This window comes from Bacillus sp. AP8 (assembly GCF_000321185.1).
Taxonomy (GTDB): Bacteria; Bacillota; Bacilli; order Bacillales; family DSM-1321; genus Bacillus_AD; species Bacillus_AD massilioanorexius.
In genome coordinates this window covers 23669-48400 of the sequence record NZ_CAPG01000091.1, presented here as the reverse complement: position 1 = coordinate 48400, position 24732 = coordinate 23669, and the positions used below count along the sequence as shown (strand labels likewise).

At 39.2% G+C, this 24732-nt stretch carries 30 protein-coding genes; all 30 read right to left on the bottom strand.

The window, feature by feature from the left end; genetic code table 11:
- Positions 1 to 11 precede the first annotated feature (11 nt).
- Positions 12 to 758, bottom strand: coding sequence for a type I methionyl aminopeptidase (gene map, locus BN349_RS21590; RefSeq protein WP_019244398.1), 747 nt, complete (start codon positions 756 to 758; stop codon positions 12 to 14).
- Positions 755 to 1408, bottom strand: a complete 654-nt coding sequence (locus BN349_RS21585) for an adenylate kinase (RefSeq protein WP_019244397.1) — start codon at positions 1406 to 1408, stop codon at positions 755 to 757. Before BN349_RS21585 ends, map begins: the two co-directional genes overlap by 4 nt.
- A 59-nt stretch (positions 1409 to 1467) precedes the next feature.
- On the bottom strand, positions 1468 to 2760 hold the full coding sequence (gene secY, locus BN349_RS21580; protein ID WP_019244396.1) for a preprotein translocase subunit SecY: 1293 nt from the start codon (positions 2758 to 2760) through the stop codon (positions 1468 to 1470).
- On the bottom strand, positions 2760 to 3200 hold the full coding sequence (gene rplO / locus BN349_RS21575) for a 50S ribosomal protein L15 (RefSeq protein ID WP_019244395.1): 441 nt from the start codon (positions 3198 to 3200) through the stop codon (positions 2760 to 2762). Before rplO ends, secY begins: the two co-directional genes overlap by 1 nt.
- A gap of 32 nt (positions 3201 to 3232) precedes the next feature.
- Positions 3233 to 3415 carry a 50S ribosomal protein L30 gene (gene rpmD, locus BN349_RS21570; protein WP_019244394.1) on the bottom strand — a complete coding sequence of 61 codons (183 nt, stop codon included), beginning with the start codon at positions 3413 to 3415 and terminating at the stop codon, positions 3233 to 3235.
- Between the two features lie 13 nt (positions 3416 to 3428).
- Positions 3429 to 3929, bottom strand: a complete 501-nt coding sequence (gene rpsE / locus BN349_RS21565) for a 30S ribosomal protein S5 (RefSeq protein ID WP_019244393.1) — start codon at positions 3927 to 3929, stop codon at positions 3429 to 3431.
- Between the two features lie 23 nt (positions 3930 to 3952).
- Complete coding sequence (rplR, locus tag BN349_RS21560; protein ID WP_019244392.1) at positions 3953 to 4315, bottom strand: 50S ribosomal protein L18; 363 nt, start codon at positions 4313 to 4315, stop codon at positions 3953 to 3955.
- 31 nt (positions 4316 to 4346) lie between these two features.
- On the bottom strand, positions 4347 to 4886 hold the full coding sequence (gene rplF, locus BN349_RS21555; RefSeq protein ID WP_019244391.1) for a 50S ribosomal protein L6: 540 nt from the start codon (positions 4884 to 4886) through the stop codon (positions 4347 to 4349).
- A 30-nt stretch (positions 4887 to 4916) separates the two neighbouring features.
- Entirely contained in the window at positions 4917 to 5315 is a 399-nt protein-coding gene (gene rpsH, locus BN349_RS21550; protein ID WP_019244390.1) for a 30S ribosomal protein S8, read from the bottom strand.
- Between the two features lie 30 nt (positions 5316 to 5345).
- Positions 5346 to 5531: a type Z 30S ribosomal protein S14 gene (locus BN349_RS21545; protein ID WP_019244389.1), complete on the bottom strand. Its 186-nt coding sequence runs from the start codon at positions 5529 to 5531 to the stop codon at positions 5346 to 5348.
- A 25-nt stretch (positions 5532 to 5556) separates the two neighbouring features.
- A complete protein-coding gene (gene rplE / locus BN349_RS21540; protein WP_019244388.1) occupies positions 5557 to 6096 on the bottom strand; it encodes a 50S ribosomal protein L5 in 540 nt (179 codons plus the stop codon).
- Positions 6097 to 6122: 26 nt separating this feature from the next.
- Positions 6123 to 6434, bottom strand: a complete 312-nt coding sequence (gene rplX / locus BN349_RS21535; RefSeq protein ID WP_019244387.1) for a 50S ribosomal protein L24 — start codon at positions 6432 to 6434, stop codon at positions 6123 to 6125.
- A gap of 41 nt (positions 6435 to 6475) precedes the next feature.
- Positions 6476 to 6844 carry a 50S ribosomal protein L14 gene (gene rplN / locus BN349_RS21530; protein WP_019244386.1) on the bottom strand — a complete coding sequence of 123 codons (369 nt, stop codon included), beginning with the start codon at positions 6842 to 6844 and terminating at the stop codon, positions 6476 to 6478.
- Positions 6845 to 6890: 46 nt separating this feature from the next.
- A complete protein-coding gene (gene rpsQ / locus BN349_RS21525) occupies positions 6891 to 7154 on the bottom strand; it encodes a 30S ribosomal protein S17 (protein ID WP_019244385.1) in 264 nt (87 codons plus the stop codon).
- Positions 7155 to 7176: 22 nt separating this feature from the next.
- Positions 7177 to 7377 carry a 50S ribosomal protein L29 gene (rpmC, locus tag BN349_RS21520; RefSeq protein ID WP_019244384.1) on the bottom strand — a complete coding sequence of 67 codons (201 nt, stop codon included), beginning with the start codon at positions 7375 to 7377 and terminating at the stop codon, positions 7177 to 7179.
- Positions 7367 to 7801 (bottom strand): 50S ribosomal protein L16, encoded by a 435-nt coding sequence (gene rplP, locus BN349_RS21515; protein ID WP_019244383.1) that lies wholly within the window; start codon positions 7799 to 7801, stop codon positions 7367 to 7369. The genes rpmC and rplP overlap by 11 nt, the downstream gene beginning before the upstream one ends.
- Before the next feature lie 2 nt (positions 7802 to 7803).
- Positions 7804 to 8463: a 30S ribosomal protein S3 gene (gene rpsC / locus BN349_RS21510; RefSeq protein ID WP_019244382.1), complete on the bottom strand. Its 660-nt coding sequence runs from the start codon at positions 8461 to 8463 to the stop codon at positions 7804 to 7806.
- Positions 8464 to 8466: 3 nt separating this feature from the next.
- Positions 8467 to 8808 (bottom strand): 50S ribosomal protein L22, encoded by a 342-nt coding sequence (rplV, locus tag BN349_RS21505; protein ID WP_019244381.1) that lies wholly within the window; start codon positions 8806 to 8808, stop codon positions 8467 to 8469.
- Positions 8809 to 8825: 17 nt separating this feature from the next.
- On the bottom strand, positions 8826 to 9104 hold the full coding sequence (gene rpsS, locus BN349_RS21500) for a 30S ribosomal protein S19 (protein WP_019244380.1): 279 nt from the start codon (positions 9102 to 9104) through the stop codon (positions 8826 to 8828).
- 60 nt (positions 9105 to 9164) lie between these two features.
- Positions 9165 to 9995, bottom strand: coding sequence for a 50S ribosomal protein L2 (gene rplB / locus BN349_RS21495; protein WP_019244379.1), 831 nt, complete (start codon positions 9993 to 9995; stop codon positions 9165 to 9167).
- 32 nt (positions 9996 to 10027) lie between these two features.
- A complete protein-coding gene (gene rplW, locus BN349_RS21490) occupies positions 10028 to 10315 on the bottom strand; it encodes a 50S ribosomal protein L23 (RefSeq protein WP_026089434.1) in 288 nt (95 codons plus the stop codon).
- Positions 10312 to 10935 carry a 50S ribosomal protein L4 gene (gene rplD, locus BN349_RS21485; RefSeq protein WP_019244377.1) on the bottom strand — a complete coding sequence of 208 codons (624 nt, stop codon included), beginning with the start codon at positions 10933 to 10935 and terminating at the stop codon, positions 10312 to 10314. Before rplD ends, rplW begins: the two co-directional genes overlap by 4 nt.
- A 29-nt stretch (positions 10936 to 10964) precedes the next feature.
- Positions 10965 to 11594 carry a 50S ribosomal protein L3 gene (gene rplC, locus BN349_RS21480; RefSeq protein ID WP_019244376.1) on the bottom strand — a complete coding sequence of 210 codons (630 nt, stop codon included), beginning with the start codon at positions 11592 to 11594 and terminating at the stop codon, positions 10965 to 10967.
- A 33-nt stretch (positions 11595 to 11627) separates the two neighbouring features.
- Positions 11628 to 11936 (bottom strand): 30S ribosomal protein S10, encoded by a 309-nt coding sequence (rpsJ, locus tag BN349_RS21475; RefSeq protein WP_019244375.1) that lies wholly within the window; start codon positions 11934 to 11936, stop codon positions 11628 to 11630.
- Between the two features lie 561 nt (positions 11937 to 12497).
- Positions 12498 to 13685, bottom strand: a complete 1188-nt coding sequence (tuf, locus tag BN349_RS21470) for an elongation factor Tu (protein WP_019244374.1) — start codon at positions 13683 to 13685, stop codon at positions 12498 to 12500.
- 126 nt (positions 13686 to 13811) lie between these two features.
- Positions 13812 to 15890, bottom strand: a complete 2079-nt coding sequence (fusA, locus tag BN349_RS21465; protein WP_019244373.1) for an elongation factor G — start codon at positions 15888 to 15890, stop codon at positions 13812 to 13814.
- A gap of 53 nt (positions 15891 to 15943) precedes the next feature.
- Complete coding sequence (gene rpsG / locus BN349_RS21460; protein WP_019244372.1) at positions 15944 to 16414, bottom strand: 30S ribosomal protein S7; 471 nt, start codon at positions 16412 to 16414, stop codon at positions 15944 to 15946.
- 44 nt (positions 16415 to 16458) lie between these two features.
- A complete protein-coding gene (gene rpsL / locus BN349_RS21455; protein ID WP_019244371.1) occupies positions 16459 to 16881 on the bottom strand; it encodes a 30S ribosomal protein S12 in 423 nt (140 codons plus the stop codon).
- Between the two features lie 493 nt (positions 16882 to 17374).
- A complete protein-coding gene (rpoC, locus tag BN349_RS21450) occupies positions 17375 to 20974 on the bottom strand; it encodes a DNA-directed RNA polymerase subunit beta' (protein WP_019244370.1) in 3600 nt (1199 codons plus the stop codon).
- A 64-nt stretch (positions 20975 to 21038) separates the two neighbouring features.
- Positions 21039 to 24608: a DNA-directed RNA polymerase subunit beta gene (rpoB, locus tag BN349_RS21445; RefSeq protein ID WP_019244369.1), complete on the bottom strand. Its 3570-nt coding sequence runs from the start codon at positions 24606 to 24608 to the stop codon at positions 21039 to 21041.
- Positions 24609 to 24732 lie beyond the last annotated feature (124 nt).

The following is a 24732-nucleotide window of genomic DNA, read 5'->3' as shown; positions in this document are numbered from 1 at the left end:
TACGAATAGGACTAAATCTTTGTTAATATTTCATAACCAGATTCAGTTATTGCTATCGTATGTTCGAAATGAGCACACATTTTTCCATCTTGAGTGACGACAGTCCAGTCATCTTCTAAAGTCTTAACATATCTGCTACCTGCATTTACCATAGGTTCTACAGCTAACACCATACCAGGCTTTAAACGAGGACCTTTGTTGGGTGGACCATAGTGAGGAATTTGAGGGTCCTCATGTAAGTCTTGACCAACACCGTGACCAACATACTCTCTAACAATGGAGAAATTGTTTGCCTCAGCAAAAGTTTGAATGGCATGGGAGATATTTGAAAGACGCACGCCTGGCTTAGCTTCTTCCAAACCTCTATATAATGACTCTTCGGTAACATCTAAGAGTCTTTGTGTTTCTTCGTCAATTTCACCTACAGCATATGTCCAAGCAGAATCACCGTGATAACCTTGATATTTAGCGCCAATATCGACACTAATTATATCACCATTTTTCAAGATGCGCTTGCCTGGGATTCCGTGAACAAGTTCTTCGTTTACAGAAGCACATATACTGCCGCGAAAACCATTATACCCTTTAAATGAAGGGATTGCATCATGTTTACGAATAAAGTTTTCTGCAATTGTATCCAACTCTTTCGTTGTTATGCCAGGTACAATATGTTTTTTTAACTCTTGATGAGTTAAAGCAACAATCTTTCCAGCATGACGCATAATTTCAATTTCGCGTGGGGTTTTACAAATGATCATGCTTGTAAGCCCCCAAGAAGTTTTTCAACATCTTGGAACACTACATTAATATCTTGTTGACCATTAATGTTGCGCAAAGTTCCTTTATCTTCATAGAAAGATAAAAGAGGCTTTGTTTGCTTCAAGTTAACGTCTAAACGATTTTGTACTGTTTCAGCATTATCGTCAGCACGTTGGTAAAGCTCTCCGCCACAGCGATCACATACACCCTCTTTAGTAGGAGGATTAAATACAAGATGATACGTAGCTCCACACTCTTTACAAATACGTCTTCCAGTTAATCTTTCCATTAAAATGTCTTTATCTACATCAACGTTAATTACGTAGTCAATAGGACGTTTTAAATCAGAAAGGATGTTTTCTAATGCGTCAGCTTGAGCAACTGTACGTGGGAATCCATCTAAAAGGAAGCCTTTTTTGCAATCGTCTTTGCCTAATCTTTCACGAACTATACCGATAGTTACTTCATCAGGAACTAATTCGCCTTTGTCCATGAATGATTTAGCTTGTAAGCCAAGTTCCGTTCCATCTTTAATAGCTGCACGGAACATATCTCCAGTTGAGATATGAGGGATATTATATTTTTCTACAATTTTTTCAGCTTGAGTACCTTTGCCTGCACCCGGAAGCCCCATAAGAACGAGATTCATTAATCTTCCCCCTCAAACTCTATAATGGGTATTGGGAACGTAAGTTGTTCCCAAACCAATTATTTAATAAATCCTTTGTAATGACGTTTTACCAGTTGAGCTTCTAAGCCTTTCATCGTTTCAAGGGCAACCCCTACCACGATTAGTAGACTTGTTCCACCAATTTGCACCGACTGTGGTAAACCAGCAAACTTAATGAAGAATACCGGTAATACTGCAACCAATGCTAGGAACCAAGCACCAACAAATGTAAGACGAGACAATACACGTTTTAAATATTCTTCTGTATTCTTACCAGGTCGGATACCAGGTACATAGCCACCTTGTTTCTTTAAATTCTCTGCTACTTGTTCAGGGTTAACTTGAACGAAAGCATAGAAATAAGAGAAAGCAATAATTAAAGCAACATACAAGACCATTCCAATTGGATGAGTATAGTCGAATATTTTATCTATCCAACGTGTTACATCGTTTTGCTCAAAGAAGCTAGCAATTGTACGAGGTGTAACGATAAACGACACTGCGAAAATTACAGGAATAACACCTGCAGCATTTACTTTTAATGGTAAATGTGTGGATTGTCCTCCAACTGGAGCACGACCAGCAGTACGCTTAGCATATTGGATAGGAATTTTACGTAAAGCTTGTTGGATGAAAATTACACCCACGATTATTGCGATAACAGCAATTACTATTAAGGCAACTGTTACAATTCGTAGGAATAGCTGATCTCCGGCATCTTCAAATTGTTGAGCATATATCTGGTTTGCAATAGTTGGTAGACCCGATACGATACCAGCAAAGATGATAATAGAGATTCCATTACCTACACCTTTTGCTGTGATTTGTTCTCCAAGCCACATTAAGAAGGCTGTTCCAGCTGTTAATACTAGTGCTATTAACAAGTACGTTGTAATTCCAGGATTAGTAATCATCATCCCGCCTGCCATATTGTTAAAACCATATGACATACCGAGTGCTTGAATGAATCCTAGTACAATCGTTCCATAGCGGGTAAACTGAGCTAATTTACGACGACCAACTTCACCCTGCTTAGACCATTCTGTAAATTTAGGTACAACATCCATTTGCAATAATGAAATGATAATGGATGCTGTAATATATGGCATTATACCCATAGCGAAAATAGAGAAGTTTTGAAGAGCTCCTCCGCCAAATGTGTTCAGAACCCCGAACACACTAACTTCATCTTGAGCTTGCAAAAATTCAGTATTAACATGTGGTACAGGTATAAATGTACCAATACGGAATACGATCAACATAAGTAAAGTGAAGATGATCTTGTTTCGTATTTCAGCCACGCGCATAAAATTGGAGATTGTCTGAAACATTAAATCACCTCAGTTTGACCGCCAGCAGCTTCAATCGCTTCTTTAGCAGCAGATGAGAATTTGTGAGCTTTAACAGTAAGTTTTTTCTCTAATTTACCGTTAGCAAGAATTTTGATTCCTGCTTTCTCTTTCTTCACAACACCCGCTTCAACTAGAAGAGCTGGAGTTACTTCTGTTCCGTCTTCGAAGCAATTTAAAGTATCTAGGTTTACAACTGCGAACTCTTTACGATTAATATTCGTAAATCCACGTTTTGGTAAACGTCTGAATAATGGTGTTTGACCACCTTCGAATCCTAAACGTACACCGCCACCAGAACGAGCGTTTTGCCCTTTATGTCCTTTACCAGCTGTTTTACCATTACCTGATCCGATACCACGACCTTTACGTTTACGTTCTTGGCGTGATCCTTCGGATGGTTTTAATTCATGAAGTTTCATATTGGCACCTCCTTGTTAAGAAAAAAATAGAATTATTGTTCTTTGACAGTAACAAGATGAGAAACCTTATTAATCATACCGCGAATAGCAGCATTATCATCTAGAACAACTGTTTGATGCATTTTACGTAATCCCAGTGTATTTACTGTCACGCGTTGATCGTTTGGACGACCAATTAAGCTACGAGTGAGGGTAATTTCTAATTTTTTAGCCATTATTTTTCCCTCCTTATCCTAACAGTTCTTCTACTGATTTACCACGTAATTTCGCTACGTCCTCAGCACGTTTTAATTGCTTTAATCCATCCACAGTTGCACGAACCATGTTAATAGGAGTGTTAGAGCCTAGTGATTTAGAAAGAATATCACTGATACCAGCTAATTCAAGTACCGCACGAACTGGACCACCAGCGATAACCCCAGTACCTGCTCCAGCTGGTTTCAATAAGATATTACCTGCACCAAAAGTTCCGACAACTTGGTGAGGAATACTTGTATCAACCATAGGTACTGTAATTAAGTTTTTCTTAGCATCATCAATTGCTTTACGGATTGCATCTGGTACTTCTTGTGCTTTACCAGTTCCGAAACCAACATGACCATTTTTGTCACCAACAACAACTAATGCAGTGAAACGGAAACGACGTCCACCTTTCACAACTTTAGCTACGCGGTTAACTGTAACTACGCGTTCTTCAAGTTCTAATTTATTAGGATCAATACGACGCATGTTTGTTTGTCCCTCCTTATCCATTAAAATTCTAAGCCGTTTTCGCGAGCAGCATCTGCTAATGCTTTTACACGACCATGGAAAAGGTATCCTCCGCGGTCAAATACCACAGATGCATATCCTTTTTCTACTGCGCGCTTAGCAATGATTTCGCCAACTTTTTGTGCTGCTTCGATGTTGCTAGTACTTTCAAGACCTAGGTCTTTTTCAATTGTAGAAGCACTTGCAAGAGTTACACCGTTCACATCGTCAATTAGTTGTGCATAAATGTGTTTGTTTGAACGGAACACATTTAAACGAGGACGACTTTCAGTACCAGAAAGTTTTGCACGTACACGCGCATGTCTTTTTTGGCGAACTGAATTTTTGTCAAGCTTCGTGATCATTTACGTCACTCCTTTCGTCAACCTATGCGGCTTACTTACCTGTTTTACCTTCTTTACGACGTACATATTCGCCTTCGTAACGAATACCTTTACCTTTATAAGGCTCTGGTGGACGAACGTCACGGATATTAGCAGCTAATGCACCAACACGTTCTTTGTTCGTACCTTTTACGATGATCTTTGTATTAGAAGGAACTTCAATTTCAATTCCTGCTTCTGGTTCGATTTCTACTGGGTGAGAGTATCCAACATTAAGAACTAATTTAGTTCCTTGTTTTTGAGCACGGTAACCAACACCGATAAGCTCTAGACCTCTTTCAAATCCTTTAGAAACACCTTCAACCATGTTAGCAAGTACAGCACGAGTAGTACCGTGAATTGTACGATGTTCTTTAGAATCAGAAGGACGTGTTAATGTAAGCACGTTCTCTTCTTGAGTAATAGTGATATCTGGACTGAAAGAACGAGTTAATTCGCCTTTAGGTCCCTTTACAGTAACGTGATTGTTAGCATCAACAGTAACTGTAACTCCAGCTGGAACCTCAATTGGTTTTTTACCTATACGAGACATTTAGTGCACCTCCATTCGTGAAAAAAATTATTACCAAACGTAAGCTAGTACTTCTCCACCAATTTTCTTAGCGCGAGCTTCTTTATCAGTTACTACGCCTTGAGAAGTTGAAACGATAGCGATACCTAATCCGTTAAGTACACGAGGTACTTCTCCAGCCTTAGCATATACACGTAAACCAGGTTTGCTAATACGTTTTAAACCAGTAATTACACGTTCATTATTTGAACCGTATTTTAAGAAGATACGGATGATACCTTGCTTGTTGTCTTCAATAAGTTCTACATCACGGATGAAGCCCTCACGTTTTAAGATTTCAGCAACGTCTGTTTTAATCTTAGAAGCAGGTAGCTCAAGCTTCTCGTGACGCACCATGTTAGCGTTACGGATGCGAGTAAGCATATCTGCAATTGGATCTGTCATGACCATTTATATTTACCTCCTTCCCAAAATCGGGTTTTACCAGCTAGCTTTCTTCACGCCAGGAATTTGTCCTTTATATGCAAGTTCACGGAAACAAATACGGCAAAGCTTAAATTTACGGTATACAGAGTGTGGACGACCACAGCGTTCACAACGAGTATATTCTTGTACTTTAAACTTTTGAGTGCGCTTTTGTTTCACGACCATTGATTTTTTAGCCATGTTTACGCCTCCCTATTTTTTTTGATTACTTTTGGAATGGCATTCCTAATTGAGTAAGTAATTCACGTGATTCTTCATCAGTGTTTGCCGTAGTAACGATTACGATGTCCATTCCACGAACTTTACTTACTTTATCGTAGTCAATTTCAGGGAAGATTAATTGTTCTTTTACACCAAGTGTGTAGTTTCCACGACCATCAAATGATTTTTTGGAAACACCACGGAAATCACGTACACGTGGTAAAGAAACTGAAACTAGTTTGTCTAGGAATTCGTACATACGCTCTCCACGAAGAGTAACTTTAGCACCGATTGGCATACCTTCACGTAGACGGAAACCAGCTATTGATTTTTTCGCTCTAGTTACAACAGGTTTTTGACCTGTAACTAGGCTTAATTCTTCCACTGCGTTGTCAAGAGCTTTAGCATTCGCTACAGCATCACCTACACCCATGTTGATAACGATTTTATCAACTTTAGGAGCTTGCATTACAGATGTATAATTAAACTTGCTCATAAGAGCAGGAACGATTTCTTTTGTATACTTTTCCTTTAGGCGGTTCATATAGAGTACCTCCCTTCATTTATTACTTATTTATCTAAGGATTCACCCGATTTTACAGAAACACGGACTTTTTTACCGTCAACTGTTTTGTAGCCAACACGTGTTGGAGCTCCTGTTTTAGGATCAATTGGCATTACGTTTGAACAGTGAATAGCAGCTTCTTGAGAAATAATTCCACCTTGTGGATTTACTTGAGAAGGTTTTGAATGCTTTTTCACGATATTAACACCTTCAACCAATACACGGTTTTTCTTCGGATAAGCTTCTAGGATAACACCTTGTTTTCCTTTGTCCTTACCAGAGATGACTACTACTTTGTCACCTTTTTTAACATGCATGCGTTTCGCACCTCCTTGAAAGGCCTTTACGAGTTTTTACTTTATAATACTTCTGGAGCCAATGAAACGATCTTCATGAAGTTGTTGTCACGAAGTTCACGTGCAACTGGTCCGAAGATACGAGTTCCACGAGGACCTTTATCGTCTTTGATAATTACACATGCGTTTTCGTCAAACTTGATGTAAGAACCATCAGCACGACGCATGCCTGATTTAGTACGTACAACTACAGCTTTGACTACATCACCTTTTTTAACAACGCCACCTGGTGTTGCTTGTTTTACAGTACATACGATGACATCACCGATGTTAGCTGTTTTACGGCCAGAACCACCAAGAACTTTAATAGTAAGAACTTCACGAGCACCTGAATTGTCAGCGACTTTTAGACGTGATTCTTGTTGAATCATGTACGAGACCTCCTTTCGGAATTTACTTTATCCGAACAGAATTGAATTAAATGATAACAGCTTTTTCTACTACTTCTACAAGACGGAAACGTTTAGTTGCAGAAAGCGGACGAGTTTCCATGATTTTAACTACGTCGCCCATTTTAGCTTCGTTGTTTTCATCATGAGCTTTGAACTTTTTAGTATATTTCACGCGTTTACCGTATAGAGAATGTGTCTTGTAAGTTTCTACTTGAACAGTAATTGTTTTATCCATTTTATCGGAAACAACTTTACCTTGGTAGACTTTACGTTGATTGCGTTCACTCATTCAGCAAACCTCCTCTCGAATATTAATTGTTGGCACTGATCTCTCTTTGACGAACAACTGTTTTCATACGAGCGATCGATTTGCGCACTTCACGGATGCGTGCAGTATTTTCAAGTTGTCCAGTAGCTAACTGGAAACGAAGATTAAATAATTCTTCTTTTAGTGATTTTACTTTTTGTTCAATTTCAGCAGTGGTAAGGTCTTTAATTTCATTAGCTTTCATTTGATTCACCACCATTTTCTTCTCGTTTCACAAACTTACATTTTACAGGAAGTTTGTGCATAGCAAGACGTAATGCTTCACGAGCGATCTCTTCAGATACACCTGAGATTTCAAACATTACTTTTCCTGGTTTAACAACAGCTACCCATCCTTCTGGAGCCCCTTTACCAGAACCCATTCGGACTTCTAAAGGTTTAGCAGTGTATGGCTTGCTTGGGAAAATTTTAATCCAAACTTTACCGCCACGTTTCATGTAACGAGTCATTGCAATACGAGCAGCTTCGATTTGACGGTTAGTGATCCATGAAGCTTCTAAAGCTTGAAGACCATATTCACCGAAATGAACCTCTTGGCCACCTTTTGCACGGCCTCTCATTTTACCGCGGTGTTCGCGACGATATTTAACGCGTTTAGGCATTAACATGATTATTTTCCTCCTTCCTCGGATTTCTTCTTAGTAGGAAGGACTTCTCCACGATAGATCCATACTTTAACACCAAGCTTACCGTAAGTAGTATCAGCTTCAGCGTGAGCATAGTCTATATCCGCGCGAAGTGTGTGAAGTGGAACAGTTCCTTCGCTGTATTGTTCTGAACGTGCGATATCAGCACCGCCAAGACGACCAGAAACCATTGTTTTGATACCTTTAGCACCAGCGCGCATTGTGCGTTGGATTGATTGTTTTTGAGCACGACGGAATGATACACGGTTTTCTAGTTGACGAGCGATATTCTCAGCAACTAGTTTTGCATCAAGGTCAGCTTTCTTAATTTCGATAATGTTGATGTGTACGCGTTTACCAGTTAATTGGTTTAACGCTTTGCGAAGTGCTTCAACTTCTGTACCACCTTTACCGATCACCATTCCTGGCTTTGCAGTGTGAACAGAAATGTTGATACGATTAGCAGCACGTTCAATTTCTACTTTAGAAACTGAAGCGTCATTTAAACGTTTCGCGATATATTCACGTACTTTTAAGTCTTCATGTAAAAGAGTTGCATAGTCTTTATCGTTAGCGAACCATTTTGATTCCCAGTCACGAATAATTCCGACACGCAAACCATTTGGATTTACCTTTTGACCCACAGTTTATCCCTCCTTCTTTTCTGATAACACGATAGTAATGTGACTTGTGCGTTTGTTAATTGCGCTAGCACGGCCTTGTGCACGAGGACGGAAACGTTTTAAAGTTGGTCCTTCGTTTACATAAGCTTCTTTCACTACTAAATTGTTTACATCCATTTCGTAGTTATGTTCAGCATTTGCCATAGCAGATTTTAATAACTTTTCTACTACTGGTGATGCAGATTTTGGAGTATGACGAAGAATTGCTACTGCTTCGCCAACTTGCTTTCCTCGGATTAGATCGATCACTAGACGAACTTTACGAGGAGCGATACGAACTGTATTAGCAACAGCTTTAGCTTGCATGAGATGCCCTCCTCTCGTTAACGTCTTGTTTTCTTATCGTCACTTGCGTGACCTTTGTAAGCTCGCGTCGGTGCGAACTCACCTAATTTGTGACCTACCATATCTTCTGTTACATATACAGGAACGTGTTTACGTCCATCATAAACAGCGATTGTATGACCAATGAATTGTGGGAAAATTGTTGAACGACGAGACCAAGTTTTAATTACTTGTTTCTTATCTGATTCATTCATTTTCTCAACTTTAACCATTAAGTGCTCATCAACGAATGGTCCTTTTTTTAGGCTGCGACCCATGAGTGTACCTCCTCTCGCGATTGTTCTACGGTCCGGTTTTTGAACCGTAGTTCAATCCCGTTATTTTTTACGACGACGTACAATGAACTTGTCGGATTTATTTTTCTTCTTACGAGTTTTAGCACCAAGAGTTGGTTTACCCCAAGGAGACATAGGTGATTTACGTCCGATTGGTGAACGTCCTTCACCACCACCGTGTGGGTGATCAACTGGGTTCATTACAGAACCACGTACAGTTGGGCGTTTGCCTAACCAACGGTTACGTCCAGCTTTACCGATGTTGATAAGTTCGTGTTGTTCATTACCAACTTGACCGATTGTAGCGCGGCAAGTAGCTAATACTAAGCGAACTTCACCAGAATTTAGACGTACAAGAACATAACGTCCTTCTTTACCAAGTAATTGTGCAGATGTACCAGCAGAGCGAACTAACTGACCACCTTTACCAGGTTTTAATTCGATGTTGTGGATAACTGTACCCACCGGAATGTTTTGTAATGGAAGAGCGTTACCTACTTTAATGTCAGCCTCAGCACCTGACATAATTTCCATACCAACTTCTAAATTCTTAGGAGCTAGAATGTAACGTTTTTCTCCATCCACGTAGTTAATTAATGCAATGTTAGCGGAACGGTTCGGATCGTATTCGATAGTAGCAACGCGTCCAGGTATACCATCTTTATTACGTTTGAAGTCAATAATACGGTATTGACGCTTGTGTCCACCACCTTGATGACGAACTGTTAACTTACCTTGATTGTTACGGCCGCCTTTTTTCTTTAAAGGAGCAAGTAATGATTTTTCTGGTGTGCTTGTTGTGATTTCAGCAAAATCAGAAGCAGTCATATTACGTCGACCGTTAGAGGTAGGTTTATACTTAATAATCGCCATGTGTAGTTCCCTCCTTCTCTAAAAATGTAAGCTTACGCTTCAAAAATTTCGATTTCTTTGCTGTCAGCTGTTAATGTTACTACAGCTTTGCGGCGCTTGTTAGTATATCCAGCATGTTTACCCATGCGTTTGAATTTACCTTTATAGTTCATGATGTTCACTTTTTCAACTTTAACGCCGAAAATTTCTTGAACAGCATCTTTAACTTCAGTTTTATTAGCTTTAACGTCTACTTCGAAAGTATACTTTTTGTCAGCCATGATTTCTGAAGAACGTTCTGTGATAACGGGGCGCTTAATGATATCGCGTGCATCCATTATGCAAGCACCTCCTCTACTTTTTCAACAGCTGCTTTAGTAATAATAAGCTTGTTGTGTCCTACTAAATCAAGAACATTTAAACCAGCTGCATCTAATACAGTAACACCAGGGATGTTACGAGCAGATAATGCAACATTATCATTTACTACATCTGTTACGATAAGAGCTTTAGAGTCTACTGAAAGACCATTTAAGAAAGCTACGAATTCTTTAGTTTTTGGAGCTTCGAAAGATAAGCTGTCAAGAACTAAGATGTTTTCCTCTTGTACTTTAGAAGCTAAAGCAGATTTAAGAGCTAAACGACGAACTTTCTTAGGTAATTTGTAGCTATAAGATCTTGGTTGTGGTCCGAATACAGTACCACCGCCACGCCATTGTGGTGAACGGATAGATCCTTGACGAGCACGACCAGTTCCTTTTTGGCGCCATGGTTTGCGTCCGCCGCCTGCTACTTCAGAACGATTTTTTACTTTGTGAGTTCCTTGACGTAAAGAAGCGCGTTGCATAACGATAGCTTCGAATAATACGTGTTGGTTAGGTTCGATACCAAAAATAGAATCGTTAAGCTCAATTTCGCCAACGCTTGCTCCTTTTTGGTCTAATAATGTAACTTTAGGCATTTTCTAATGCTCCTCCTTTCCTGTTATACTTATTTTGCTTTAATAGCAGTTTTAACTTTAACTAAAGATTTTTTCGCACCAGGTACGTTACCTTTAATTAATAGTAGGTTGCGTTCAACATCAACTTTAACAATAGTTAAGTTTTGAACAGTAACTTGATCTCCACCCATGCGACCAGGTAATAATTTACCTTTGAATACGCGGTTAGGTGCTACAGGACCCATTGAACCAGGGCGACGGTGGTAACGAGAACCGTGAGACATTGGTCCACGAGATTGTCCGTGGCGCTTGATAGAGCCTTGGAATCCTTTACCTTTAGATACACCTGTTACATCAACTACATCGCCTTCAGCGAAAATATTAACTTGGACTTCTTGACCAACCTCGTATTCATCAAGGTTTACTCCGCGGAATTCGCGAATGAAGCGCTTAGGTGCAGTGTTTGCTTTGCTAACGTGACCTTGTTCAGGTTTGTTTGAAAGCTTTTCGCGTTTGTCAGAGAAACCAATTTGGATCGCTTCGTAGCCATCATTTTCAATTGTTTTCTTTTGAAGAACAACGTTAGAAGCTGCTTCAACAACAGTTACTGGAATAAGTTCACCGTTTTCAGCAAATACTTGCGTCATACCAATTTTTCTTCCTAAGATTCCTTTGGTCATTAGTCACACCTCCTGAAAATATATATTTAATAATTATAATTTGATTTCGATATCTACACCTGATGGTAAGTCTAAACGCATTAATGAATCAACTGTTTGTGGTGTTGGGTTCACGATGTCGATTAAACGTTTATGTGTACGCATCTCGAATTGTTCACGAGAATCTTTGTATTTATGAACCGCACGAAGGATTGTGTATACAGATCTTTCAGTTGGTAATGGAATTGGACCAGATACAGCCGCACCAGAACGTTTTGCAGTTTCTACAATTTTCTCAGCAGATTGATCAAGGATTCTGTGATCATATGCTTTTAAACGAATACGAATTTTTTGTTTTGCCATTACTTTCCCTCCTTTTCGCCTATTTTTCTAAATAGACATTTACTCCGTGAAAATTTCCCACACACTCGCCATGGCAAAGCGGCCGGGTGTGTCAGCAACCTCTCACATCACCGCGGTCAAAGACCAACATTGTCTATTATACATAACACTAATAGAAAATGCAACATTTTCTTTTACCGTTATTGCTGTTAAACACTTTTCCTATTATACATAGGTTAGATGATTTTTTCAAGCGATTGTTTCGATGATTAAACTTATCGAATTGTGTCATTATTTATATAGAAGAAACTCGACATAATTAATGTAAAGTTCATCTGAATTTCTAAAGAACTTCATAACTTACAATCAAGTACTATGAAAATATAACTGTTTTTTTGTAAAAAGTCTAATGTTAAATTATGCATCTCATTCCTTTTCATTTTTTGACAGATTATCAAAGTCTATTCACTAAGTATCTCGAACAAGTCGTTTTCAGATTTCTACTTTTACCTAGCCTTAAAATAACGAAATAAAAAAAGCAGATGGATATCCATCTGCTTTTTATAAAATCTTTATTAAAGATTACTCAGTGATTGAAGCTACTACTCCAGCACCTACAGTACGTCCACCTTCACGGATAGAGAACTTAGTACCTTCTTCAATAGCTACAGGAGCGATAAGCTCAACTGACATTTCGATGTTATCCCCAGGCATAACCATTTCTACGCCTTCAGGAAGGTTACAAATACCAGTTACGTCAGTTGTACGGAAGTAGAACTGAGGACGGTAGTTAGAGAAGAATGGAGTGTGACGTCCACCTTCTTCTTTTGAAAGAACATAAACTTCAGCTTTGAATTTTTTGTGTGGGTTGATTGAACCTGGTTTAGCTAATACTTGACCACGTTGGATTTCTTCACGAGAAACACCACGAAGTAGAGCACCGATGTTGTCACCAGCTTCTGCATAGTCAAGAAGTTTACGGAACATTTCAACACCTGTTACAGTTGTTGATTTAGCTTCTTCAGAGATACCAACGATTTCAACTACGTCACCAACTTTAACTTGTCCACGTTCAACACGTCCAGTAGCAACTGTTCCACGACCTGTGATTGAGAATACATCCTCTACAGGCATCATGAATGGTTTGTCAGTGTCACGAGTTGGTGTTGGGATGTACTCATCAACAGCAGCCATAAGCTCGTTGATTTTTTCTTCCCACTCAGCTTCTCCTTCAAGAGCTTTAAGAGCAGAACCTTTGATTACTGGGATATCATCACCAGGGAATTCATATTCAGAAAGTAGATCACGGATTTCCATTTCTACTAATTCTAATAATTCTTCGTCGTCTACCATGTCACATTTGTTCATGAATACAACAAGGTAAGGTACACCTACTTGACGAGAAAGAAGGATGTGCTCACGAGTTTGTGGCATTGGGCCGTCAGCAGCAGATACAACTAGGATACCGCCGTCCATTTGAGCAGCACCAGTGATCATGTTTTTAACATAGTCAGCGTGACCTGGGCAGTCAACGTGTGCATAGTGACGGTTAGCAGTTTCATACTCAACGTGTGCAGTAGAGATTGTGATACCACGTTCTCTTTCTTCTGGAGCACCGTCGATTTGATCGTAAGCGCGAGCTTCAGCTCCACCAACTTTTGCAAGTACAGAAGTGATAGCTGCTGTTAGAGTAGTTTTACCATGGTCAACGTGACCAATTGTTCCGATGTTAACATGTGGTTTTGAGCGATCGAATTTAGCTTTAGCCATTAGGAATTTCCTCCTCGAATTTAAATAATTAGATTTATTAAAAACTTAAGTATGCCACTATAAAGGGAGAATATCCCCCTTCATAGCTTACATAGTAGTTATACTTGATTAAAAGATGAAAATCAATTATTCACCTTTATTTTTTTTGATGATGTCTTCAGAGATGTTTTTAGGTACTTCTTCATAGTGATCGAAGTGCATTGAGAATGTTCCACGACCTTGTGTAGCAGAACGTAATGTCGTTGCATATCCGAACATTTCAGATAGTGGAACGAACGCTTTAACAACTTGTGCATTACCGCGTGCTTCCATACCTTCAACGCGTCCACGACGAGAAGTAATGTTACCCATGATATCTCCAAGATATTCTTCAGGCATTACAACTTCAACTTTCATGACTGGCTCAAGGATTACTGGTTTACATTTTGAAGCTGCATTTTTAAGAGCTAAAGAAGCAGCAACTTTAAACGCCATTTCAGATGAGTCAACATCATGGTAAGATCCGTCGAATAATTTAGCTTTAACGTCTACCATTGGGAAACCAGCTAATACACCGCGCTCAAGAGCATCTTCTAAACCAGCTTGTACTGCTGGGATGTATTCACGTGGTACAACCCCACCGACGATAGCATTTTCAAATTCAAAACCTTTTCCTTCTTCGTTTGGTGCGAATTCAATCCAAACGTGTCCGTATTGTCCACGTCCACCTGATTGACGAGCAAATTTACCCTCAACTTGTGCTGATTGACGGAAAGTTTCACGGTATGCTACTTGAGGAGCACCAACGTTAGCTTCCACTTTAAATTCACGACGCATACGATCTACAAGGATATCAAGGTGAAGCTCACCCATACCAGCAATAATTACTTCACCAGTTTCTTGGTCAGTATGCGCACGGAATGTTGGATCTTCTTCTTGTAATTTTTGTAGAGCTGTTGACATTTTATCTAAGTCAGCCTTAGTTTTAGGCTCGATAGATAATGAGATAACTGGCTCTGGGAATTCCATAGATTCAAGAATAACAAGATTCTTTTCATCACATAGAGTGTCACCAGTAGTAGTATCTTTAAGACCTACAGCTGCAGCGATATCTCCAGCATGTACTTCTGAAATCTCTTCACGAGAGTTAGCGTGCATTTGAAGGATACGACCTACACGTTCACGCTTACCTTTTGTAGAGTTTTGTACATAAGAACCAGAGCTTAATGTACCAGAGTATACACGGAAGAATGTTAATTTACCAACGTAAGGGTCAGTCATAACTTTAAACGCTAGCGCAGCAAATGGCTCGTCGTCGCTTGAAGGACGAGTAACTTCTTCATCTGATTGAGGAACAGTACCTTTGATAGCAGGTACATCCAATGGAGATGGAAGATAATCGATAACAGCGTCAAGCATTGGTTGAACACCTTTGTTTTTGAATGCTGAACCACAGATAACTGGGTAGAATTCTACATTAACAGTACCTTTACGGATAGCAGCTTTTAGCTCATCCACAGTGATTTCTTCACCGCCAAGGTATTTCTCCATTAATTCTTCATCAAGTTCAGCTACCGCTTCTATTAATTTTTCACGGTATTCTTCAGCTTGATCTTGGTATTCTGCAGGAATCTCAGTTTCAGTAATATCTGTTCCTAAGTCATTTCCATACATAATAGCTTTCATTTCAACTAAATCAATGATACCAGTGAATTGATCTTCAGCACCGATTGGAAGTTGAATTGGGTGTGCATTCGCTTGAAGACGGTCATGTAGAGTTCCTACAGAGTATAGGAAGTCTGCACCGATTTTATCCATCTTGTTTACGAATACAACACGTGGTACACCGTAAGTTGTAGCTTGGCGCCAAACTGTTTCAGTTTGAGGCTCAACGCCTGATTGTGCATCAAGTACGGCAACCGCACCATCAAGTACACGAAGTGAACGTTCAACTTCAACAGTGAAGTCTACGTGTCCTGGTGTATCGATAATGTTAACGCGGTGTTCTTTCCACTGTGCTGTTGTAGCAGCAGAAGTGATTGTAATACCACGTTCTTGTTCTTGTTCCATCCAGTCCATTTGTGAAGCACCTTCATGTGTTTCACCAATTTTGTGGATACGACCTGTATAGTAAAGAACACGTTCAGTAGTGGTAGTTTTACCAGCATCGATATGTGCCATGATACCAATATTACGAGTCTTTGCTAAGGAGAACTCTCTTGCCATTTGGTATTTCTCCTTCCTTATTGAAGAATAGTATTAGGAATAAGTTGTGAATCTTACCAACGATAATGAGCAAACGCTTTGTTAGCTTCTGCCATTTTGTGTGTATCTTCACGTTTCTTAACTGATGCACCAGTGTTGTTAGCTGCATCTAAAATTTCGTTAGCTAAACGCTCTTCCATCGTTTTTTCTCCACGAAGACGAGTGTAGTTAACTAACCAACGAAGACCTAAAGTAGTACGACGCTCAGGACGCACCTCAACTGGTACTTGGTAGTTAGAACCCCCAACACGGCGAGCTTTAACTTCTAATACAGGCATGATGTTTTTAAGAGCTTGATCGAATACTTCCATTGGCTCTTTCCCTGTACGATCTTTAATGATTTCAAAAGAGGAATATAAAATTTGTTGAGCTGTACCTCTTTTACCGTCAATCATTAATTTATTGATTAAACGAGTGATTAATTTTGAATTATACAAAGGATCTGGTAATACATCTCTCTTTGCAACAGGACCTTTACGAGGCATGTTTTGTCCTCCTTTCAATAGTACTTATTGTATTTTTTAAACGATTACTTTTTAGCTGGTTTAGGACGCTTAGTACCGTATTTAGAACGGCTTTGCATACGGTTGTTAACACCAGCAGTATCAAGTGCACCACGAACGATGTGATAACGTACCCCTGGTAAGTCTTTTACACGTCCGCCACGGATAAGAACAACACTGTGCTCTTGTAGGTTGTGACCGATACCAGGAATATAAGCAGTTACCTCGATTCCGTTAGTTAAACGTACACGAGCATATTTACGTAACGCAGAGTTTGGTTTTTTAGGTGTCATTGTACCAACACGAGTACAAACACCGCGTTTTTGTGGAGATGATACGTTAGTTTGAGCTTTTTTGAAACTGTTATAGCCTTTGTTAAGAGCTGGAGATTTTGATTTAGTCTCCTTAGACTCACGGCCTTTGCGAACTAATTGATTAATAGTAGGCATTGAAATTTCCTCCTTTCACTAGTTGATTCTAGTACCACACATCCAGGTGGTTCATAAATGAGCAAAAACAAAGTTCTTGCAGAAACCCTACAAAAACAGTTTTACTTAAAAAAATAACATACATTGCTTCTATTGCTCAGTTCGTTAAGAACCTAGCTGCTTACACAATTAGTCTTGTTTATAAAGTTAAAGTAACTCTAAAAGCTAAGGGTAATGATAGAAGCACCTTTGATATAGTATCATCTTTACATATCGGGTGTCAACCATACTGATAAAATATTTTTAAACACAGAACACAAGCATAAGCGCCTTGGTCAGCCCTACCCAGTATAAGACGAGCTATCTAAAAGGTTGCTTTTGACCTTCTCGACGAATTGTCTTATGACCTTTAGGGGCTAGGCGCGCTGAAGCTAGACTTCAACTTTCTTTAAATAAATGATCCCTAAACAATAATAGAGCGATCAGTCACACAAACAACTGACCGCTCCACTGTTTATTCTACAACTGTTGTTTCTTTGTTTTGTTCTTCAGTAAAAACTGGTACAGCTTTTCTGTATCGAGGCATTCCAGTTCCAGCAGGAACTAGCTTACCAATGATAACATTTTCTTTAAGCCCTAATAATTCGTCTCGTTTTCCTTTAATCGCTGCGTCTGTAAGAACTCTTGTTGTTTCTTGGAATGATGCAGCAGATAAGAATGAGTCTGTTTCAAGGGACGCTTTTGTAATACCAAGTAATACTGGACGACCAGTTGCTGGAGTTTTACCATTAAGTAACGCTGATGTATTAGCATCAGTAAACTGATGAATATCAAGCAATGTTCCTGGTAACACATCTGTTTCACCCGCGTCAACAACACGGATTTTACGAAGCATTTGTCTAACCATAACTTCGATATGTTTATCTCCAATTTCAACACCTTGCATACGGTATACTTTTTGAACTTCTTTTAGCAAGTATTCTTGTACTGCAAGTGTATCTTTAACTTTAATAAGTTCTTTCGGATCGATAGAACCTTCAGTTAGCTCTTGACCACGTTTTACTTCAGAATCCACAGCTACTTTTAAGCGTGCTGTATAAGGAACTGTGTAAGAACGAGTTTCAACTTGACCTTGAACAACAATTTCTTGTTGGCGGTCTTTTGCTTCGTTGATTGCCACAACAATACCATCAATTTCAGAAATATGAGCCAAACCTTTAGGATTACGTGCTTCAAAAATTTCTTGGATACGAGGTAAACCTTGAGTGATGTCATCTCCGGCAACCCCACCAGTATGGAATGTACGCATTGTTAACTGTGTACCTGGTTCACCGATTGATTGTGCAGCAATAATACCAACTGCTTCACCGACTTCAACTTCTTGGCCAGTAGCAAGGTTACGTCCATAACATTTTTTACATACACCATGACGAGTATTACAAGTAAATGCCGAACGAATCCAAGCTTCTTGAATGCCAACACTTTCAATATATATAGCAAGATCTTCCGTAATTAGACCATTTTCAGGAACAATCACTTCTCCTGTTTCAGGGTGTTTGATTGTTTTTCTTGCGTAACGACCAATTAAACGTTCTTCTAGGCTTTCGATAATTTCCGTACCTTCTTTTAATGGTCCAACAAGTAATCCACGGTCTGTTCCACAATCATCATCACGAACAATGACATCTTGGGCTACGTCTACAAGACGACGAGTCAGGTAACCTGAATCGGCTGTCTTAAGGGCTGTATCCGCAAGACCTTTACGAGCACCGTGAGTAGAGATAAAGTACTCTAATACTGTTAAACCTTCACGGAAACTTGATTTAATTGGTAACTCAATAATACGCCCAGCCGGGTTGGCCATTAGACCACGCATACCTGCAAGCTGCGTAAAGTTAGACGCGTTACCACGGGCACCAGAGTCACTCATGATAAAGATTGGGTTAGAACGATTTAAGGATTTCATCAGTTTACCTTGAATAACATCCTTCGCAGAACTCCAAATTGAAATAACACGATCATAACGCTCATCTTCTGTAATAAGCCCACGTCTGAATTGTTTCATAACGTTGTCTACCTTAGCTTGAGCATCATGAATGATTTGTGTCTTCTCCTCTAATACTACGATATCGGCAACCCCAACAGTGATACCAGCTTTTGTAGAATATTTAAATCCAAGATCCTTCATTTTATCAAGCATCTTAGATGTTTCAGTAATTTTAAAACGTTTAAATACTTCAGCAATGATATTTCCAAGAATGCCTTTCTTGAATGGCTCATTTAATGGTTGAGCTTTAATAGCTTCAATAACATTTTGTCCTTTTTCAATGAAGAATCGCTCTGGTGTTTTCACTTCTAAATTTTCTTTAGTTGGTTCATTGATATAAGGGAAAGTCTTCGGAAGAATTTCATTGAATATCAGTTTACCAACTGTTGTCATTAGAAGTTTTTCATTTTGTTCTTCAGTAAACGTTAAATTCTTTAACGATGATGCACGTACTGCAACACGTGTATGAAGATGTACATAACCATTTTGATATGCTACAAGTGCTTCATTTGTATCGTTAAAAATCATACCTTCACCAACTGCATTTTCTCTTTCTAAAGTTAAGTAATAGTTACCTAATACCATATCTTGAGAAGGAGTAACAACTGGCTTACCATCTTTAGGATTCAAGATATTTTGTGCAGCCAGCATTAATAATCGCGCTTCAGCTTGTGCTTCAGCAGATAGAGGTACGTGGACAGCCATTTGGTCACCGTCAAAGTCAGCGTTATACGCTGTACATACTAATGGGTGAAGACGAATCGCACGACCTTCAACTAGAGTAGGTTCAAATGCTTGGATTCCTAGTCTGTGTAGCGTAGGGGCACGGTTAAGCAACACTGGGTGCTCCTTAATTACCGATTCCAATACATCCCATACTTCAGGTTGTAATCTTTCGATTTTACGTTTAGCTGACTTAATATTATGAGCTAAACCTTTACCAACAAGTTCTTTCATCACAAACGGCTTGAATAATTCAATTGCCATTTCTTTAGGAAGACCACATTGGTACATTTTTAAGTTAGGACCTACAACGATAACGGAACGACCAGAATAGTCAACACGTTTACCAAGTAAGTTTTGACGGAAACGACCTTGTTTCCCTTTTAGCATGTGTGATAATGATTTTAATGGACGGTTACCTGGTCCAGTTACCGGTCTACCACGACGACCATTATCAATTAAAGCATCAACAGCTTCTTGAAGCATACGCTTTTCGTTTTGAACGATAATACTTGGTGCACCTAAATCTAATAGTCGTTTTAGACGATTATTACGGTTAATTACACGACGGTATAAATCGTTTAAATCTGAAGTAGCAAAGCGTCCACCATCAAGCTGAACCATTGGACGAAGTTCTGGCGGAATTACCGGTAGAACTTCCAAAATCATCCATGATGGTTCGTTACCTGAATTACGGAATGCTTCTAATACTTCAAGACGTTTAATAGCACGAGTACGACGTTGACCTTGAGCAGTTTTTAACTCTTCTTTTAATGCTTCTGTTTCTTTTTCAGTATCAATATCTGAAAGAAGTTTACGGATTGCCTCAGCACCCATAGAAGCTTGGAATTTGTTACCATACTTTTCTCGGTATGTTCTGTACTCTTTTTCAGAAAGAAGTTGTTTCTTTTCTAAAGAAGTTGCGCCACTGTCAGTTACTACATATGAAGCAAAATAAATAACTTCTTCTAGAGCGCGTGGGGACATGTCTAAAACAAGTCCCATACGGCTCGGAATTCCTTTAAAGTACCAAATATGTGATACTGGTGCAGCTAGTTCAATATGACCCATACGTTCACGACGTACTTTAGCTCTTGTAACTTCAACACCACAGCGATCACATACTACGCCTTTATAACGTACTCTTTTATATTTGCCACAATGACATTCCCAGTCCTTTGTTGGCCCAAAGATTCTTTCGCAAAACAAACCGTCTTTTTCAGGTTTTAATGTACGATAGTTAATCGTTTCTGGTTTTTTGACTTCACCAAATGACCAAGAACGAATCTTGTCAGGCGAAGCAAGACCTATTTTCATATACTCAAAATTATTTACATCCAGCAAGGGGCCGACCTCCCTTTTAGATTCCAGGTATTACCCTTATTGCTCAGGCCTGTGGAATAATAGGTTACTTGGTTGTATTTACTTCTGTTTCTTCAACAGTTTCTTCTTTTGTTTCTGACTCTAATGATAATGCATCACTTTGATGAACGTCTTCGTCATCTTCTGTATCACGCATTTCTATTTCTTGATCATCGCTAGACATGATCTTAACATCTAAACCTAAGCTTTGAAGCTCTTTAATTAATACTTTAAATGATTCCGGAACACCTGGTTCTGGTACATTTTCACCTTTAACAATCGCTTCGTATGTTTTTACACGACCAACAACATCATCTGATTTAACAGTAAGAATTTCTTGAAGAGTATATGCTGCACCATAAGCTTCAAGTGCCCATACCTCCATCTCACCGAAACGTTGTCCACCGAACTGAGCTTTACCACCAAGTGGTTGCTGTGTTACTAGTGAGTATGGTCCAGTAGAACGAGCATGTAGTTTATCATCAACCATGTGGGCTAGTTTAATCATATACATGATACCAACAGATACACGGTTATCAAACGGTTCACCTGTACGTCCATCATAAAGAACTGTTTTAGCATCACGTGCCATACCAGCTTCTTCAATTGTGCTCCATACATCATCCTCGGTTGCTCCATCGAATACTGGCGATGCAACATGAATACCTAAGTAGCGAGCTGCCATACCTAAGTGTAATTCTAACACCTGTCCGATATTCATACGTGATGGTACACCCTGAGGGTTAAGCATAATATCAATCGGAGTACCGTCTGGTAAGTAAGGCATATCTTCTTCTGGTAAGATTCTTGAGATAACCCCTTTATTACCATGACGTCCAGCCATTTTATCTCCCTCGGAGATTTTACGTTTTTGAACAATATAAGCACGAACAAGTTGATTTACTCCTGGAGGAAGTTCATCTCCATCTTCGCGGTTAAATACTTTAACATCTAGAACGATACCGCCACCACCATGTGGTACACGTAGTGATGTATCACGTACTTCACGCGCCTTCTCACCGAAGATCGCATGTAGAAGACGTTCTTCAGCAGTAAGTTCTGTAACACCTTTAGGAGTTACTTTACCTACTAGTAAATCACCATCTTTTACTTCAGCACCAATACGAATAATTCCTCTTTCATCTAGGTTTCTTAAAGCATCTTCACCTACGTTTGGAATATCACGAGTGATTTCTTCAGGTCCTAGCTTTGTATCACGAGATTCTGATTCGTATTCTTCGATATGAATAGATGTATATACATCGTCTTTTACAAGACGCTCACTCATAATGATTGCATCTTCGTAGTTGTATCCATCCCATGTCATAAATCCTACTAACACGTTACGTCCAAGAGCTAATTCACCCTTTTCCATTGATGGACCATCAGCTAAAATTTCACCTTTTGTTACACGGTTTCCAACAGCTACGATTGGGCGTTGGTTGTAACATGTTCCTTGGTTAGAACGGATGAATTTTAACATGCGGTACTTATCAAGGTTACCCTTGACCTCTTGGCCATCTACCACTGAAATACGGCGAACCCATACTTCGCGTGATTCAACATGTTCTACGATTCCATCATGCTTACAGATTACTGCAGCCCCTGAATCCTTCGCAGATACATATTCCATTCCTGTTCCAACAATTGGTGATTCTGGTTGCATTAATGGTACAGCTTGACGTTGCATGTTCGCACCCATTAGTGCACGGTTAGAGTCATCATTTTCTAAGAAAGGAATACAAGCAGTCGCTGCTGATACAACCTGTTTAGGTGATACATCCATATAATCAACACGATCATGTGGTACGACTGTATTTTCTCCTCGGAAACGAGCAACAACTTCATTATCAAGGAAAGCTCCATCATCTGAAAGAAGTACATTTGCTTGTGCTACCACATAATTGTCTTCTTCATCTGCTGTTAAATAATCGATATGATTAGTTACTTTTCCTGTTTCCGGGTCAACTTTTCTATATGGAGTTTCAATAAACCCAAAACGATTTACCTTTGCGAAACTAGATAATGAGTTAATTAATCCGATATTTGGACCCTCAGGTGTTTCAATCGGACACATACGACCATAGTGAGAATAGTGAACGTCACGAACTTCAAATCCAGCACGTTCACGAGTTAAACCACCAGGCCCTAATGCTGAAAGACGACGTTTGTGTGTTAATTCAGCCAGTGGATTCGTTTGATCCATGAATTGCGATAATTGAGAGCTTCCGAAGAATTCTTTAATAGACGCAATAACTGGTCGAATATTAATCAGTTGCTGCGGTGTAATTGTGTTCGTATCTTGAATTGACATTCTTTCACGAACTACACGTTCCATACGAGATAAACCAATACGGAATTGGTTTTGTAGTAACTCACCAACAGAACGTAAACGACGATTTCCTAGATGATCGATATCATCTGTATCTCCAACTTGGTGTAACAAGTTAAAGAAGTAACTAATAGATGCAATAATATCTGCAGGTGTGATATTTTTAATCTCTTCTACGATATTTGCATTACCAATTATGTTTATCTCTTTTTCACCTTCAGTTTCAGCTGGTGAATAAATTTTAATAGATTGCAGTAAAACATCATCTTCTACCACGCCACCGAATGGTTTGAACGTTTTAAAACCAGTTCCTGCCTCTAAATAAGGTAGAATACGATCCAAATTACGGCGATCTAATAGCGTTCCTTTTTCCACAATGATTTCTCCAGTTTCTGAATCAACCAATGTTTCTGCAATACGCTGATTAAATAAGCGGTTTTTAATATGAAGTTTTTTATTTATTTTGTAACGTCCAACATTCGCTAAATCATAGCGTTTAGGATCAAAGAATCGAGAAACCAATAGGCTTTTCGCATTCTCCACTGTAGGTGGTTCACCTGGTCTTAGACGTTCATAAATTTCAATTAATGCTTTCTCAGTGCTTTCTGTGTTATCTTTTTCAAGAGTATTACGTAAGTATTCATTATCTCCTAATAAGTCGATAATCTCTTGATCAGAACCAAAACCAAGCGCACGTAAAAGTACAGTTACTGGAAGTTTTCGTGTACGATCAATTCTTACATAAACAACATCTTTAGCATCTGTTTCATATTCTAACCATGCTCCACGGTTAGGTATTACTGTTGCTGTGAAGCCATTTTTACCATTTTTGTCTACTTTATTACTAAAGTACACACTTGGAGAACGTACAAGCTGTGATACAATAACACGCTCTGCTCCATTTACAACAAATGTTCCTGTTTCCGTCATTAAAGGAAAGTCACCCATGAAAACATCTTGGTCTTTTACTTCCCCTGTTTCTTTATTAACTAGACGGACTTTCACACGTAGAGGAGCTGAGTACGTTACATCGCGCTCTTTTGATTCCTCTACAGAATACTTAGGATCGCCTAAGCTGTAATCAATAAATTCCAACGATAGGTTTCCAGTGAAATCCTCGATAGGAGAAATATCCTTGAACATCTCTCTTAAGCCTTCATCCAAGAAATTTTGGTATGATGCTGTTTGGATTTCAATAAGGTTTGGTAATTCCAGCACCTCGCTAATGCGCGCATAGCTTCTGCGTTGGCGGTGTCGTCCATACTGAACAAGTTGACCTGTCAACAGATTCACCCCTCAAATCAAGCGTTATAAGGATTTATTATCCAAAAGAACTATTATAAGTTCTCTTAGACAAAAAGAAAATGGTTTTATTTAAAAACCACAATACTCATAAAACGAACTATTA

What these genes read in the sequence shown, in the direction of transcription:
- rpsJ (WP_019244375.1), bottom strand. Translation starts at nt 11,936, where the DNA reads ATGGCAAAACAAAAAATTCGTATTCGTTTAAAAGCATATGATCACAGA.
- rplR (WP_019244392.1), bottom strand. Translation starts at nt 4,315, where the DNA reads ATGATCACGAAGCTTGACAAAAATTCAGTTCGCCAAAAAAGACATGCG.
- rpsH (WP_019244390.1), bottom strand. Translation starts at nt 5,315, where the DNA reads ATGGTCATGACAGATCCAATTGCAGATATGCTTACTCGCATCCGTAAC.
- fusA (WP_019244373.1), bottom strand. Translation starts at nt 15,890, where the DNA reads ATGGCAAGAGAGTTCTCCTTAGCAAAGACTCGTAATATTGGTATCATG.
- rplF (WP_019244391.1), bottom strand. Translation starts at nt 4,886, where the DNA reads ATGTCTCGTATAGGTAAAAAACCAATTGAGGTTCCAGCTGGAGTTACA.
- rplN (WP_019244386.1), bottom strand. Translation starts at nt 6,844, where the DNA reads ATGATTCAACAAGAATCACGTCTAAAAGTCGCTGACAATTCAGGTGCT.
- rpsL (WP_019244371.1), bottom strand. Translation starts at nt 16,881, where the DNA reads ATGCCTACTATTAATCAATTAGTTCGCAAAGGCCGTGAGTCTAAGGAG.
- rpsG (WP_019244372.1), bottom strand. Translation starts at nt 16,414, where the DNA reads ATGCCTCGTAAAGGTCCTGTTGCAAAGAGAGATGTATTACCAGATCCT.
- BN349_RS21545 (WP_019244389.1), bottom strand. Translation starts at nt 5,531, where the DNA reads ATGGCTAAAAAATCAATGGTCGTGAAACAAAAGCGCACTCAAAAGTTT.
- rplP (WP_019244383.1), bottom strand. Translation starts at nt 7,801, where the DNA reads ATGTTAATGCCTAAACGCGTTAAATATCGTCGCGAACACCGCGGTAAA.
- rpmC (WP_019244384.1), bottom strand. Translation starts at nt 7,377, where the DNA reads ATGAAAGCTAATGAAATTAAAGACCTTACCACTGCTGAAATTGAACAA.
- secY (WP_019244396.1), bottom strand. Translation starts at nt 2,760, where the DNA reads ATGTTTCAGACAATCTCCAATTTTATGCGCGTGGCTGAAATACGAAAC.
- rplO (WP_019244395.1), bottom strand. Translation starts at nt 3,200, where the DNA reads ATGAAACTTCATGAATTAAAACCATCCGAAGGATCACGCCAAGAACGT.
- map (WP_019244398.1), bottom strand. Translation starts at nt 758, where the DNA reads ATGATCATTTGTAAAACCCCACGCGAAATTGAAATTATGCGTCATGCT.
- rplV (WP_019244381.1), bottom strand. Translation starts at nt 8,808, where the DNA reads ATGCAAGCTAAAGCTGTTGCTAATACAGTTCGTATCGCTCCTCGTAAA.
- BN349_RS21585 (WP_019244397.1), bottom strand. Translation starts at nt 1,408, where the DNA reads ATGAATCTCGTTCTTATGGGGCTTCCGGGTGCAGGCAAAGGTACTCAA.
- rplC (WP_019244376.1), bottom strand. Translation starts at nt 11,594, where the DNA reads ATGACCAAAGGAATCTTAGGAAGAAAAATTGGTATGACGCAAGTATTT.
- rplB (WP_019244379.1), bottom strand. Translation starts at nt 9,995, where the DNA reads ATGGCGATTATTAAGTATAAACCTACCTCTAACGGTCGACGTAATATG.
- rpsQ (WP_019244385.1), bottom strand. Translation starts at nt 7,154, where the DNA reads ATGAGTGAACGCAATCAACGTAAAGTCTACCAAGGTAAAGTTGTTTCC.
- rpsE (WP_019244393.1), bottom strand. Translation starts at nt 3,929, where the DNA reads ATGCGTCGTATTGATCCTAATAAATTAGAACTTGAAGAACGCGTAGTT.
- rplD (WP_019244377.1), bottom strand. Translation starts at nt 10,935, where the DNA reads ATGCCTAAAGTTACATTATTAGACCAAAAAGGAGCAAGCGTTGGCGAA.
- tuf (WP_019244374.1), bottom strand. Translation starts at nt 13,685, where the DNA reads ATGGCTAAAGCTAAATTCGATCGCTCAAAACCACATGTTAACATCGGA.
- rpmD (WP_019244394.1), bottom strand. Translation starts at nt 3,415, where the DNA reads ATGGCTAAAAAATTAGAAATTACCCTCACTCGTAGCTTAATTGGTCGT.
- rplX (WP_019244387.1), bottom strand. Translation starts at nt 6,434, where the DNA reads ATGCATGTTAAAAAAGGTGACAAAGTAGTAGTCATCTCTGGTAAGGAC.
- rplE (WP_019244388.1), bottom strand. Translation starts at nt 6,096, where the DNA reads ATGAACCGCCTAAAGGAAAAGTATACAAAAGAAATCGTTCCTGCTCTT.
- rpsS (WP_019244380.1), bottom strand. Translation starts at nt 9,104, where the DNA reads ATGGGTCGCAGCCTAAAAAAAGGACCATTCGTTGATGAGCACTTAATG.